Here is a 14,885-nt window from a genome sequence, read left to right as displayed (position 1 = left end):
TTACCTGAAAAGTTTATTTTTTTATTCTCTGTCTACTACCTGTATATTATTATCCTCCCAAAAAAATAATAACTCTATTACGAAAAGAAGTAGGGAAAGTTTCACATTTTATAGATACTTTTTCATCCTTATTTGCTACAATACATGCTAATGATAGCCACCTTTTTGTAGGAGGAATAATGTGATTATCTTATTTGACGGAGTTTGTAATTTATGCAATTGGAGTGTGCAATTTATTATTAAAAGAGATCTAAATAGCCAATTTTCCTTTGCTTCCTTGCAAAGCGATGTTGGAAAAAGCTTGCTTGAAAAACATCATCTTTCTGATGTGAATAGTGTTGTCCTTATTAAACAGGGGAAAAGCTATGTAGAATCTGATGCAGCATTAGAAATATGCCGGCATCTTTCAGATGGATGGAGACTTCTAACTATTTTAAAAATAATCCCTTCCTTCATAAGAAATCCTCTTTATCGCTATATTGCTAGAAATCGTTATAAATGGTTTGGCAAACAAGAATCTTGCATGCTTCCGACAGAAGATATGAAAAAGCGATTTTTATAAGAACCATTATTACGTATTATTAGATGCATTCTTTTTGGCTGATATTTCTTATTATAGAGATTGCCGGAAATAAAAAAAGACCGCTTTCACACAGAAAACGGCAGAAAATTGGAGATAAAAGGACTACTCGTAAAACAGATATTGGGGTTTAATAGAAATGACGATTTCTATTAAACATGCTCAATTAAGTTCAAATGATGCTAATAATTAGAAGGCGTAGGTGGGCACATCTAAAATAGCAAAAATATTCTTAATATATTGCGGTAAAATTAATTAAATCATATTATATAGATAGATGAATTCTTTATTTTTAAGGATATTTCGTCATTTTGCGGCATTTCACACCATTTTTCCCTAAAAATCACAACAAAATATAACTTTAGGAATATTCATAAAAAAAAGATATGCTTTTCTAAGTAGGAGTGAATCAATTGGATTTTTCAGCGGTTGGAGAAAAAATCAAGGAATTACGAAAGCAAATGGGATTATCACAAAAGGAGCTTTCTCATAATATATGTACACAGGCCCAGATAAGTAAGATTGAAAAAGGAGAAGTTCTTCCATTGTCTTCTACTCTTTATCTCATTTCTAAACGATTGGGAGTAGATGTGAATTATTTCTTTGATATTGGCACGACACCAAGACTAGATTATGTGGATGAAACCCTTCGTCAATTAAAGGCGGCACGAAGAAATACTGATTACCATACGCTTAAACAAATTGTAAAAGCAGAAGAAAAAAATCCTTTATTTACCCACCATAAGAAAAACTATCAAATGCTACTTTGGCATAAGGCCATTTATACATATGAAATCGAACGAGATTTTAATCGAGCCTTAAAAATTATTAATGAAGCAATTGACCTTACCTTTGATACGGTTTATACCGAAAGAGAGTTAGAAATCTACATTAGCAAAGGGATTTTTTACTATGAGGAAGGCTTCATCGATGATTCCTTAACCATTTATGAACAAGCGTTTAAAGCAATCAATCAGCTTCCCTATTTACAAGATAATACGATTAAAAGTAGATTATATTTTAATATTGCTAAATCATTAACAGATCAGTCACGATATGATGCCTCCATTACTTATTGCAAGGAAGCGATCGATTGGGCTGTCCAGCAGGATAACCTTTATCTGTTGGCTCACTTTCATTATCATATCGGATATAATTACGAATTACAAAAGGATTTTGAACTAGCTACTCAATATATGAAAGATGCTCTAATGATTTTTCAACTAGTGAAAGATAACAGGTATACAGAATATATTCAAAACAAAATAAATAACTGGCAAAAGTTATAGTTCTACAAGGATTGTCTCATTCATCTTTTACACACATCACTTGTGAATAAAGGATGTCCGGGAGCAATCCTTTTTCAATTCCTCTCACTCACCCCAATATACCCGGTCCATTTCTATCAATACCTCGAAACAGTTCTTTCCAACGATAACTTACGTCCCATCCTTAATTATCTATGATAATTTACCTATTTTCCTAAAACTCTATCTTTTTTCGCAAAATTAAAGGTCAATAGTCTGATAGGATATGGTAATATAGGTATACTATAGTATATTCATTAGGAGTGAGTGATAAAAAATGAAGAAGAAAGTCACAGTATTGGCCACTACCGCGATTCTGTCAACCACTTTTGCAGCGAACGCCTCAGCTAGTACTTATGTAGTAAAAAAAGGGGACACATTAAGACAGATTGCGAAGACCTACAATACGACTGTTAATGAGTTAAAGTCGATTAATAAACTTTCATCAGACTTAATATTAATTAATCAAAAATTAACAATTGCAGATAGTTCAAAGTCTACTAACAGCAGTAAAACGACTACTACAACGAGCCAATCTTCCACAAAGACCAGCTCTGCTGCAAAAACATATAAAGTTGTTTCTGGGGATTCCCTTATTAAAATAGCAAATAAGCACTCTATTTCTTTAGCCGAATTAAAGCAATGGAATAAGCTAACATCCACACTTATTTATCCAGGGGATGTTCTATATGTTTCTAAGCCGGGAACTTCTTCTTCCAATACTTCTACACCTAATTCATCTGGAAATTCTAGCAGCAACAGCAATACAACTGTTAAAGAAAATACAACTACTTCTACAGGCACCTATACAATTAAAAGCGGGGATACATTAAGTAAAATTGCGTCTTCTTATAAAATGTCTGTTAGTCAGCTTAAGCAATTAAATAATCTTAAATCTGATTTGATTTTCCCAGGACAAAAACTAAAGGTTACAGCCTCTGAAAAGGTTACGAATACAGGGAATACTGACTCCTCTTCTAGTACTCCAACCTTTATTAATAATGGCGATAATGAACAATCCTATGCTTCAAAGGTAGTTTCTGTTTCTAAAAGTCTTATTGGCCTTCCATATGTTTGGGGCGGTTCTACAACTGCCGGCTTTGACTGTAGCGGATTTGTTTACTATGTATTAAACCAAAGTGGGAAATCGATCGCTCGTTATTCTGCAGAAGGCTACTTTGATCGCAGTTATTATGTAGATGTGCCATCCATTGGAGATATTGTCTACTTTAAAAACACTTATAAAGAAGGTATCTCTCATTTAGGAATTTACATTGGCAATAATGAATTTATCCATGCTGATTCAAGCGGTGTTCGAGTGACAAGCTTAGATAACTCTTATTACAAAGAGCATTTTGATAGTTTTAAACGTTTATATTAGTAGATTATGTGATTAATTGGGGCTGTCTAAATGGACAGCCTTTTTTGTTGGGAAGGGTGGGGCAGATTGAGGGGTTAGTGGTTGGGATCATATCCTCACCCCATTCGAGCATTTATTTCTCTTTCCAACTCCTATCCTCCTATTCCTCCCATCATCTTTACAAGCGAGCTAAATTCTCCTTATTTTGTTCCCCATTTCTGCTTCCTATAAACTTATTCCTCTTCTATCTCACTCCAAACGGATGGAACCTCCTCTTTCTTATGTCCCCTACCATCTCCTCACAAAAAGCGTTATAATTAATGAATGGACTTTTTTCGTGCGTCATATAAGAAAACACAAAAAGACAACAAAGAAATTACTAATACCAATAAATGTTCTTACGAATATGGGAGGGGTACATTATGCTTCTAGAAAAATATTTAGAGCCATTGAATTTTTGTGCAGAAAACTTAATGAATATATTGGATGCAAATGATCCCCGAATGAAAAACATTGTAGAAAAGGGACTTCTCTTGTACAGACAAAGCTTTGTCTATCAAGTGAAATTTTCCAATGAACTTGTTACCGGAATGATTCAAGACGTTACACCGGTAAAGGCAACATTGGATTTGGATTATATTCAATACAGCTCTTGTACTTGTCAGGCAGAAGGCTTTTGCCGCCATCAGCTTGCCCTTTTTTTCTATTTACTTGCTCAAGTTGGGAAAGTATCCACTTGGCTAGAAGCTTGGCGAAAACCAATTCAAAAGGCGGAAACGTTAAAGAATCTCGGCATTATGCGAGCAAGTGACTTATTGAAAGAAACAGAGGATAAAGAGCCAAATTACGAAGACTGGATTGAAACCTTTGAAAAGAGTTTCCAATCGCTTATCAAAACGAATGAAAACAAACCATATATGATTGCAGAAACGTATTACATTTATATGCGAAAGATAAAAGCTGCCGCCCCTCTTCAAACAGAGTGGAAGCTCCTTTATTTAGTCATCGCCCAAGTATTCACTTTTAAACAATTATTAACACTCAGCAAAAACCTTGATCATAATTCCCAAACAATTAATCGCTATTATCGTCATCTTTTTCAAGATTTAATGAACAGCATTGAGGATAACCTTTATAAGCTATCAAACTTCACCTTTCCCTTTGCGTTTGATAACTTTTTAATTCGTTTAAAGGACGACTTGCGTGCAGTCCTTACAATTCAACCAATTTTAACATTTGAGTGTATACAGCTTTATCGACTTATGTGGACAAATCTTTTTGCTACTAAGAGCTGGAGACAAGATGAATTGGAACAGCTCTTAGCTAATAAGAATCCGGCATTCTCTGAAAATGTCGCGATTATCCATCTGGAAATTCTGCTCGAAAAAGATGTAGATGCCCTTAAAGTGATTCAGTCTCTTGATTCTCAGATTACAACCTATATGCTTTATTGGATCGATTATTTGTCGAGCCGGAAATCGTGGAAGCGAATGGAATTATACGTTCCTGCGTTTATACAAGAATTGAAAAATTACCTATCTGCAGATGAGGATGACGAGTTTTGCTATGAATTTACGCAAATGGCATTGCGAGCGATTCTCCCTTACTGCACAGCATTAAACAAAGAGGATTTATTGGAAAAGGCTTATATTCATACACTCCCATACAGCTATCGCAAATACGAGGATTTTCTGTATGAAAAAAAACAGTTTGATAAATGGATCGATTTATTTACAATGATGGGATATGGGCTAGATAATCTCTATAAAGAGCAAATAAAACTATTGCAGGAGTATGATCATTCTTTACTGCTTTCTTTATATCACCGTTCTATTCAAGATCATATTGACGGGAAAAATAGAGAGCATTATCGAATCGCTGTCCGTCAATTAAAGAAGTTGCGCACCCTTTATAAAAAAATGAAGAAGCAAGCCGAATTCGAGCAATTCTTACTGGTTATCTTAGAGCGCACAAAACGATTAAGAGCCTTTCATGAAGAATGTAGAAAGGGAAAACTAATCCATGTTGAAAACTAATTATTTGAAAATAAATGTTCATTATTATGAAAATAGCGGATTTTTTTTAACAGGTGAAGTAGAGGAGTACTACCTTTATCCAAACTATTGGAAAAAGCTTCTTTTTCAGCAGCACCAAGAAAGCTATTATGGCACTATTTTAGATACCGTCAAGATAGATGGGGTAGAAGGAGTACTAGTCAGCGGCTGGCAGCTTGTTACCTTACTTGCTACGGAAGGATTTAATCGCTATATCGAATGGGATTGGAACGATACGGCACAAGTTTGCTTAGCTGCAGCTCCAAGTATACTCGAAGCTATCAAGCATAAGGAGTGGATTCCAGATTTCAGTCAATGGGAAACAGGGAATTTCCAATGGTCCCTTCCACATCGAGTGATTGATGAGTTTGATCCAAGTTTCTGGGACATGGGGCTTCGCGAGGAATTAGAAGGACAAACGAACAAAGATCTTATTCATAAATGGTTCCAACAGTCTCTTAATCACTATTTAGAAGACCGTGAAGAAACAAAACAAAGCTTCCATGAAAGAATCGACACATTAAAAAACGCAAATATTCCTTCTGAACAGCTTTCCGCTTATTTTACGGAAGATAAATGGCAGGAATGGATGGGGCTAAAAGAAAATGATTGTCCTTTTACATTAGGGATTCGTTTAGATGAGCCAACAGAAATCGATACACCATGGGATTTGGATTTATTCTTAAAATCCAAGGATAATCCAGAGCTTGTCGTAGATATTCATGATGAGGGCAACATGCCAAAGAAATGGCTTGATTACTCCTCTTATATAGAGGAAGAACAACAGCGCTGGCTCCTTCTTTTTCCATGGCTAAAAGGGAAGAAAGGCATAACCAACCAATTAACAGAGGAAGAAGCATGGCTTTTCTTATCAGAAGCAAGTGAAACATTTCTGGCACTTGGTGTGGACATACTTCTTCCTTCCTGGTGGCAAGCAATGAAATCGGCAAATCTGAAAGTAAAAGCCAAGGTATCGAACGCAAGTCATCGTCCATCCTTCGTAGGACTTCAGGCGATGCTTGACTATAATTGGCGCTTTTCTATGAATGGCGTTACTCTTTCGGAAGATGAATTCAATAAGCTTGTAGAAGAAAAACGTCGCCTAGTCTTTATTAAAGGGCGTTGGATAAAATTAGACCCTGCCTTTATTCGTCAAATTCAGGATTTAATGAAAAAGGCAGAAAAAGAAGGTCTGCATGTCCGTGATATTATCGAACAGGAATTAATGCAAGCAGAGGAACAACAAAATGATGAGCTTGAAAATCCAAAGACATTTGCTAAAATCCAAATTGAGCTAAATAGACAATGGCGAACAATGATTCATCAATTAAAAGAGATTAAAAATCTTCCATTGGAGGAAGTTCCACAAAGCTTCTTGGGAGATTTACGCGCCTACCAGGTACTTGGTATGAGCTGGCTCCTTTTTTTAAGAAAGTATGGATTTGGAGCAATTTTAGCAGATGATATGGGGCTTGGAAAAACGGTCCAACTCATCTCTTATTTATTAAAAGTGAAAGAAACAGAAAAGGAGCAGAAGACTCCTGCTCTTATCATTTGCCCAACCTCTGTACTTGGCAACTGGCAAAAGGAATTAGAACGGTTTGCACCTGATTTAAATATCTATCTCCATTATGGAGCGAGTCGTTTAAAGGATGATGCTTTTATCAAAAAAGCAAATGAATCAGATGTTGTCTTAACCTCCTATGGCTTGACTCATATTGATTTACAAAACTTTGAAGAGCTTACATGGAGCACCATCGCGATTGATGAAGCGCAAAACATCAAAAATGCGCAGACAAAGCAATCAAGAGCCGTTAGAAAACTAAATGGCACCCATTATATTGCCCTTTCTGGAACGCCGATGGAAAATCGCCTGAATGAGCTCTGGTCTATTTTTGATTTTACCAATCACGGTTATTTAGGAAGTCTTGGTCAATTCCAAAAACGCTTTGTGATTCCAATTGAAAAAGAAAATAAACCGGAACAGATTCAGCAATTGCAGACGCTTATCCGCCCATTTTTACTGAGAAGAACGAAAAAGGACGAAGATGTTGCATTAAATCTGCCTGATAAGCTGGAGCAGAAGGAATATTGTCCACTAACACCAGAGCAAGCTGCCTTATATGAACAATTAGTAACCGATACATTTGTGCAAATTGAGCAGCTATCTGGTTTTGAGCGAAAAGGGCTTGTCTTGCAAATGTTAAGTAAGTTAAAACAGCTATGCAATCACCCTGCTCTTTATTTAAAGGAACCGACACCGACCAGCTTACTAGATAGGTCTGTGAAAATGGAGAAATTAGCTGAGCTGACAGATACAATTTTGGAAAGAGGAGAAAGCTGCCTTATTTTCACCCAATATATTGAAATGGGACATATGATTCAACAAATGATGAAGAAAAAATTCAAAGTGGATGTGCCATTCCTAAATGGCAGCATGTCCAAACAGCAGCGTGATCGCCTTATTGAACAGTTTCAGGATGGCGAATTCCCGATATTCCTTCTTTCTTTAAAGGCAGGAGGAACGGGATTAAATTTAACAGCAGCCAACCATGTTATCCATTATGACCGCTGGTGGAATCCAGCTGTTGAAAATCAGGCTACTGACCGTGCATATCGTATTGGCCAGACTCGTTTTGTGCATGTCCATAAGCTTATTTGCACGGGAACACTCGAAGAAAAAATCGATGCGATGCTTGAGAAGAAGCAATCATTAAACGATCAAATCATCCAAAATGAAAATTGGATGACAGAATTAACAACAGATGAATTGAAGGATTTAGTATCATTAAATGAAAATCCGGCCGTGCTTTAAAAGCTCGACCGGATTTTTTCTTTGCTTATTTATCCCCAGGAATCTTAATATCTTTTCGTTTTTCTTCTTTACTCATTTTATAGAAGTAAACAGTTTTGGTTGTTTTATGGCCAGCTAAATCTGTTGCTGTAAACGCAAACTCATTTAAGCCTTCTTCTAAATTTAATTCCACTTTTTTCACTGTTTTTTCTAGACTTCTCATTGCATAAGGCTGTTTAAAGGTTTGATAATACAATTCACTTCCATTTAACGCTAGCTGTATTTCATCAAAGTTACCCTTTACCGTTACATGAACAGATGGATTTTTTCCATTGCTGTTTACAATGCGATTTCCAGAAAGACCGTTGAATGAAATACTAGGAGCTTCTGCGTCAACAATGAAGCTGCGCTTAAATACTGCTGTATTATCAGCATCATCTGTAGCTTTTATTTCAACAGAATGAACACCATTATCATAGGAAATCGATGTATTAAAGGTGTATACTTCCTTTTCTTCATCATAGAAGACGTCCACTTTTTGTCCATCAATCGTAAACTCTTTTATGCCTGACTCGTCCTTTATTGTTCCACTAAATGCTACTTCCTTTGCTCCGTACACCTCTAAAGCTTCAGGTGTCTGTAAAGTGACTACTGGAATTGTTGTATCCTTCTTCCCTTCTTCTGCTGTCACACTTGTTTCTTGCTTATTGCCTGCATAGTCATAGGCAACTACTGTTACAGCTGTGCCTGGCTCTACTTCATTCGGTAATGTAAATTCTGTTGTATCTCCACTTAATGGCGTACCTAGAACAGACTTCCCATCTACTAAAATATCTAAATAAGAAACACCTGAGCCATTTTTATTATCTGATGCAGCAAATTCCAATGCTTTATTATCCTCTACTAAGGCTACTTCAACAGATGGACTCACTGTATCAACGATTACTGGTATATCTACAACTTGTGGTTTTGCACCTGGATAATCCAGGGTAGCACTAATACGATAATAATATTGCCCCTCTGCTAATTTTCCATTTACTTTTCCATCCCACGCCCATTTTGAATCAAGCAAATAGCTTGTTCCTTTACCACTATCATAGTAATTTTTTCTGATTTCCTCTTGTGTCAGTAGTGTTCTAACTGTTTTTCCATTACTGTCCACAATAGAATACTGAACGGTTTTTGCATTTCTTAAGAAGGACAGAATCGGAATAATTTCTTCCTGTATCCCATCACTATTTGGTGAAATAGCAATCCCCTCTTTTGTGAATGCATTTTTTATCGGATCATAACCTAGGTATAGGAAATCTTCGCCTTCTTTTGTCACCGTTCCAGCCATGCCATAAAAAGATGTTTCATCATATTTCATGCCATCTAGAATCGGCGCTTTATTCCAATCCCCTTTAAATCCTACATAAGGAACGGTTAATGTTGCATTCGTTTCCGCAGGATCTGTTAAGGTTACAAACCCTTCAACGAAATAGCCGTTTTCAAACACACGATCAATCGCAACAGGTGTTTCCCAACTGCCTGTTAGAGAAGGATCTATTACTTTTGCATTTGTTAAATCAACAGAAACTTTGATTTTTTTACTTTTGTTTGCTGGAATAGTAATTGTTGTTTGTTCCTTATCATTTACTTTGATGGTTGCATCTAAGATTTTCTGGGCTTCTAATAGATTAGCAGAGTAACCTAGCTCCCCATAAGCAGCAAAGTCTGTTTGAATATTTGCAGCAACATCATATTTAACCTTTTTATCACTATAGTTTTTTGCCTCTAACGTAAAGGTGAAAGTATTTCCTACTTCTTTTAAGGCCACTTTCCCTTCTTGTGTCTTCTTCTCTGTTACAATCACTGGTGATTGTAATGCTGCGTGCAGTTGCATCAGACCTGCACCTTGTCGACGCGGAGAATATGGTACATCCCAATCAAAAGCACTATTTACTGTACCACTATCCGTTACTGGCTTCGCAGTGTTCATCAATAGATTTTTCGCCATGTTTACTCGCTCAAATCCAGATACGTCGAATTCATTATCTACCCGTTCTAATACGAGTGCTGAACCGCCAGAAACATGCGGTGCCGCCATTGATGTTCCACTCTTCATTCCATATTGATTATTCTCTAGTGTCGAGTAAATTTGCCCACCTGGAGCTGTAATTTCCGGCTTAAAATCTAAGTTTGAGGTTAATCCCCAAGAAGTAAAACTACTCATTTTTCCAGCCTCTGGGTTAGCTGAAGTTGTTTTCTTGCCTTCAAATGTAATCGAGATATTTTCTCCATCTTGAAGCACTTCTGCTAATTTATCCCCCTCCGTTTTTAATAAGAAAAGCTGAGGAATTTTAATGCTTGTATCTGTTGCCATGCTCACAAATCCATCTGTGTTATTATAAATAATAACACCAGCTGCCCCTGCCTCTTGTGCATTGATCGCTTTATCAACGAAGCCAATTTCGCCTCTTTGAATTAATGCATAGTTATCCTCTACATTAACTGCTGCTAGTTCTTCTGGTGTTCCTAATCCTGCATAAACAATCTGGAATGTTTTTTCTTCTACTGTATTTGGATGGACACTGCTTGCAGATAAGAACCCAGCCTGTCCAGTCGTCTCGCTATATTGATAGGAAAAGGCATCAATATCTATAAAGCTATTTTCAACAGAGGCAACTTGTAAGCTGTCATATGCGACACCAGGTGATCCTGTAACACCGATATCCGGATTAGAGCTAGATGGATTTGCAAAGCCATTACCTAAATGTGCAGAGTTCCCTGCGGAAATGGACATCATGATACCATTTTCCACTGCACGCTCAATTGCCTGCTGTTCTGGTGCATCTTCGGCCACGAATCCTGCTGGAGATCCTAAACTCATGTTAAGGACATCTGCACCTAACACAATCGCATCATCTATTGCTTTAATATAAATATCTCCCCAAGTAGTAGAGACACTAGGGTCATTTCCGAAAACTTTCAATGCTAGAAGCTGTGCTTCAGGAGCAACCCCTTTTATGCCATTATTATCTTCATCTCCATTTGCTCCTACAGTACCAGCAACGTGCATCCCGTGCATGCTTGCACCTTCTGCAATATCTTGGATAATATCATTTTCATCCATATAGTTATAGCCATAAGGAACCTTTTCACTATAAAATTTCCCTTGAAGTCCATTTTCTTCTTTAAATTGAGCAATTTCTTCTTTTGTTAATTCCTCTTCTGTTTCATCAGAAAGAATCATATCTTTATGATTTGGATCAATGCCGGTATCAATAACACCAACGACCATTCCTTCCCCTTTAAATCCATAATCACGCCATGCGTCTTGTGCTTGGACAAGCTCTTTACTATAAATCATGTCTGTTTCTTCTTCTGGCCTTTCATAGGTGGTCGCAATATGTACTTTCGCTACCTCTGGAAGTTCTTCGATTTTTTCTATATCTCCATATTTCATTTCTCCACTAAAACCATTAAAAATGGTAGTGAAATTCTCGAACTCTTTAAATTTCACTTTTTTTGCTTTCACTTTATCTTTTACTTTTTTCTGTTCTGCTAATTTTTCACTCTTTAATTTTTCTTTCGTTGTTTTCGGCAATTCCTTAACTTGCTTTGCTTGCGCCTGTGCATATTGAACAGTCGGCTCTGTATTCATCTCAACAACGACACGGACCGTATCTGATTCTTTATAAACGGTCTCTAGCTCGTCCACCTTAATGGTCTGTACATTTTGCTGATTTTCTTTCCCTTTCGTGGTGATTACTTTGTCTGGCACTGTTGCTGCTGAAATACTATTTGAAAATAGCATAAAGAGCATAATGACTAGAACAAATAATTTACTTTGCTTCACGTTAAAACTCCCCTCTGAACCTTTTTTATTTTTTGAATATATCGAACTATATAAAAATATCATAATATTCTTTCTTTTTTTAAGTGAAAATAGTACCGTATCTTCTTTTTCATGCTAGTAATTTAGTCATTTAATATCGCAAAATTATTCATTTTTCGTCAAGGACAGACGAAAAAATAGTGAACAATAGCGAACAATCTTTTTTCAATATAATTTAAGGAAGATGTTATTAAAGATTGATTCTTACAGTCGAGTTCGCCGGGAAAGTTTTTGTAATATAAATGCTAGGTTCATTTCCTTAAGTATTTATATGAAATGTTCAAGGTAAGGTATAATAAAAGAAAATCAAGCATTTGCCGGAGGAGGATTTAGCGTGAAAACATTTAAGTTGATTTCTTTACAAATTCTGACGAGGGAAAAGCTGATACCAATTAAATTATTGGATGGGTTGATTATCAATAAGGAAGATGATAATAATCATTGGCTAATTGAAGTTTATACAGATTGGTCCTCTATCGACTTTCTTGATGAAGCCTTTCAAAAGAAGGAAGATTTGCTTGTCCAAGCGGTAATCACAAAAAAAGAAAATGATCCCGCTCCTTTTGAAGTCACCATTTTGTCGATCCAAAATTTGGGGGACAAAACAAGTATCTTATTAGAAGGAACATTAAAACGAGATAGAAAAGACTATGCAGAACTATTGCTCCAATATTTAATTGGGGAAGGGTACGAAGGAAATAACTTATCGAATAAATTTACCGAACTGATGCAAAGTAAGCCTCAGACTTTTTTGGAGAAGAAATTGTAGCCGAGAAAGATGTTTTTAGTATTTCGATAGAACTAAATAAATTCCCCTGGCAAAAAGAACTTTAATCGTGAAGTTCTTTTTTCTATTGGCTGTTTTCATAAAGTTCGTTGCTTTTAATAGGATTTAAAATCGAAAGTCAAGTGAATGTACTTATAATTAACGTTTATCTGATAATTCTTCAAAAAATTCTACGTAAGAATACAAGCGTTTCCATTCACGGTATCAAGCCTTTTTCCCCTCTTAGCTTGCATTTTGTCTAAAATAAACCATGTTATATAATCTGACAAGTTACTTGTTTATGCTTTTTTTAATCGATAGAATGCAGCTATGAGATATCAAATATGTGATCACAAATATCATTCGCTTGGAGGTGTATATCGGATTGAAGAATTCTGCGATTGTCGTCCCTACTGTAGCTCAAGAAGTGTATAAAGCTATTCGCAACCAGATCATTAGAGGAGAATTCGCGCCTGGCCAAAAGCTTTCCATAAGAAAATTAGCTGAATTATACGGAGTTAGTACAATGCCTGTTAGAGAGGCTTTATCTAAGCTTGAATCAGAAGGCTTTGTTCAATTTGATAGAAGAAGTATCATCGTGAATCAACTTTCTACCAAAGAACTAATCGAAATATTTGCCATTAGAAAATTACTGGAAAAGCAAGCAATTGAATGGGCCACACCTAATATTGGTCCTCCTGATTTAGTATTACTCGAAAACATAATTAAAGAAATGGATGAAAATATTCATTCCCCTTTTGAGTGGAGACGACTAAACAAAACATTCCATTTCGAATTATATTCATACGCACATTCTAAACCACTATTAGAGCTATTACACCAGCTATGGGGAAGAGTAGAGTCCTATATGAACATTTATTCTTCATCTGAACACCTTTCTTCCGCCCAGACAGAACACTATAAAATGTTAGACTTAATCAAAGATGAGCAATTAGATGATTTAACATCTCTTATTCTGGAGCATATCCAAATAACTTGTGATGCCATTATAGAAGAGATGGCCAAATTAGAATAGCAGTATATCCTTTGCTGTTGCTATTTTTTTAAATTTATTTTTCAGAAAAATCATAATTTTGTATTAAAAATTACAATAATTTTAAAAATAGGAGGAAACAAAGTGAAAAAATATTTAATTAGCATCATTTCCATAATTTTAATACTAAGTTTATCAGCCTGTAGTTCTTCTAGTAGCTCATCATCTAAATCAGAAGACTTTCCAACAAAACCAGTAAAATTAGTAATTCCTTATCCTCCAGGTGGTGGAACAGACGTATTATTCCGTTTAGTTGCTCAATATGCGGAGAAGCATTTAGGTCAGACTATTGTTCCTACAAATATGGCTGGTGCTACTTCTACTGTTGGTTCCCGTTTTGTAAAGGATGCTGAACCAGATGGGTATACGATATTAGGTACACACCAAGTTGTTGCAACAGCTGAACATACAGGAGTTGTAGATTATGGTTTCTCTACATTTGATCCGATTGTACTAATGACTTCTACTCCTCACATTCCTTCTATTAGTAAAAAATTTAGTGAAGAAAACAATATCAAAACAATGAATGATTTTATTGAATATGTAAAAGCGGGCAATAAAGTGAATTGGGCTTATACCGTTGCATCTGAGGACCATTATTCTATCGCTGCTATGCTGGATGCCGCTGGTGTGGATCCTAAATCATTAAATTATATTCATTATGATGGAACTGGACCTCAATATGCTGCAATCCTAGCTAATCAGGCTGATGGGATGATAGCCGACTATGCATCAGGAAAAGGATATTATGATGATGGAACCCTTGTACCCCTTGGAATGGTTTTCGATGAACGTAATCCTTTCTTGCCAGATGTACCAACTTTAAAAGAACAAGGCATTGATTTCTCGGTTACAGTGGACAGAGGTATACTTGCTCCTAAAGGAACAGATTCTGAACGAATCAAAGTTATTAATGAAGCATTTAAAAAAGCACTAGAGGATCCAGAATTGCAGAAAAAAATTGAGGAATTAGGAAGTTTCCCTCATTATATGACTTCTGAGGAGTACTCTAACCATGTTAATGAATTAGATAGTGAAATGGGTAAACTTGCTCCTAAAATGGAGTTTTAATAGAGGGGGCTGAATAAAA

The 14,885-nt window shown here is 36.1% G+C and carries 9 protein-coding genes; 8 read left to right on the top strand and 1 reads right to left on the bottom strand.

Features of this window, described 5'->3' with window-relative positions; all coding sequences use genetic code 11:
- The first annotated feature begins 181 nt into the window (after positions 1-181).
- The 5 genes from QQZ16_RS21660 (at position 182) to QQZ16_RS21640 (ending at position 8,116) form a co-directional block, all read left to right on the top strand.
- Positions 182-562 carry a thiol-disulfide oxidoreductase DCC family protein gene (locus QQZ16_RS21660; protein WP_048717357.1) on the top strand — a complete coding sequence of 127 codons (381 nt, stop codon included), beginning with the start codon at positions 182-184 and terminating at the stop codon, positions 560-562.
- A 431-nt stretch (positions 563-993) separates the two neighbouring features.
- Positions 994-1,869 carry a helix-turn-helix domain-containing protein gene (locus QQZ16_RS21655; protein ID WP_048717359.1) on the top strand — a complete coding sequence of 292 codons (876 nt, stop codon included), beginning with the start codon at positions 994-996 and terminating at the stop codon, positions 1,867-1,869.
- A gap of 295 nt (positions 1,870-2,164) precedes the next feature.
- On the top strand, positions 2,165-3,268 hold the full coding sequence (locus QQZ16_RS21650) for a C40 family peptidase (RefSeq protein WP_284561774.1): 1,104 nt from the start codon (positions 2,165-2,167) through the stop codon (positions 3,266-3,268).
- A gap of 401 nt (positions 3,269-3,669) precedes the next feature.
- Complete coding sequence (locus QQZ16_RS21645) at positions 3,670-5,283, top strand: SWIM zinc finger family protein (protein WP_284561773.1); 1,614 nt, start codon at positions 3,670-3,672, stop codon at positions 5,281-5,283.
- Complete coding sequence (locus tag QQZ16_RS21640; RefSeq protein ID WP_048717366.1) at positions 5,270-8,116, top strand: DEAD/DEAH box helicase; 2,847 nt, start codon at positions 5,270-5,272, stop codon at positions 8,114-8,116. The genes QQZ16_RS21645 and QQZ16_RS21640 overlap by 14 nt, the downstream gene beginning before the upstream one ends.
- 25 nt (positions 8,117-8,141) lie before the next feature.
- Here the strand turns inward: QQZ16_RS21640 and QQZ16_RS21635 are convergent, their stop codons facing one another.
- Positions 8,142-11,936 (bottom strand): S8 family serine peptidase, encoded by a 3,795-nt coding sequence (locus QQZ16_RS21635; protein WP_284561772.1) that lies wholly within the window; start codon positions 11,934-11,936, stop codon positions 8,142-8,144.
- A 373-nt stretch (positions 11,937-12,309) separates the two neighbouring features.
- On the opposite strand from QQZ16_RS21635, the gene QQZ16_RS21630 reads away from it, so the two are divergent.
- The 3 genes from QQZ16_RS21630 to QQZ16_RS21620 all read left to right on the top strand — a co-directional run bounded on the left by QQZ16_RS21630 (position 12,310) and on the right by QQZ16_RS21620 (position 14,866).
- A complete protein-coding gene (locus QQZ16_RS21630; RefSeq protein WP_048717370.1) occupies positions 12,310-12,744 on the top strand; it encodes a YwpF family protein in 435 nt (144 codons plus the stop codon).
- A gap of 382 nt (positions 12,745-13,126) precedes the next feature.
- Positions 13,127-13,777 (top strand): GntR family transcriptional regulator, encoded by a 651-nt coding sequence (locus tag QQZ16_RS21625; RefSeq protein WP_284561771.1) that lies wholly within the window; start codon positions 13,127-13,129, stop codon positions 13,775-13,777.
- A 102-nt stretch (positions 13,778-13,879) separates the two neighbouring features.
- Complete coding sequence (locus QQZ16_RS21620; protein ID WP_284561770.1) at positions 13,880-14,866, top strand: Bug family tripartite tricarboxylate transporter substrate binding protein; 987 nt, start codon at positions 13,880-13,882, stop codon at positions 14,864-14,866.
- Positions 14,867-14,885 lie beyond the last annotated feature (19 nt).

This window comes from Bacillus sp. T2.9-1 (assembly GCF_950097965.1).
GTDB lineage: Bacteria > Bacillota > Bacilli > Bacillales > Cytobacillaceae > Niallia > Niallia hominis.
The sequence above is the reverse complement of the archived record's forward strand: the minus strand, read 5'-3'. Positions and strand labels throughout refer to the sequence as shown.

Excerpts from the sequence above, each read along its gene's own strand:
- QQZ16_RS21650 (WP_284561774.1), top strand. The coding sequence starts at position 2,165 with ATGAAGAAGAAAGTCACAGTATTGGCCACTACCGCGATTCTGTCAACC.
- QQZ16_RS21640 (WP_048717366.1), top strand. The coding sequence starts at position 5,270 with ATGTTGAAAACTAATTATTTGAAAATAAATGTTCATTATTATGAAAAT.
- QQZ16_RS21645 (WP_284561773.1), top strand. The coding sequence starts at position 3,670 with ATGCTTCTAGAAAAATATTTAGAGCCATTGAATTTTTGTGCAGAAAAC.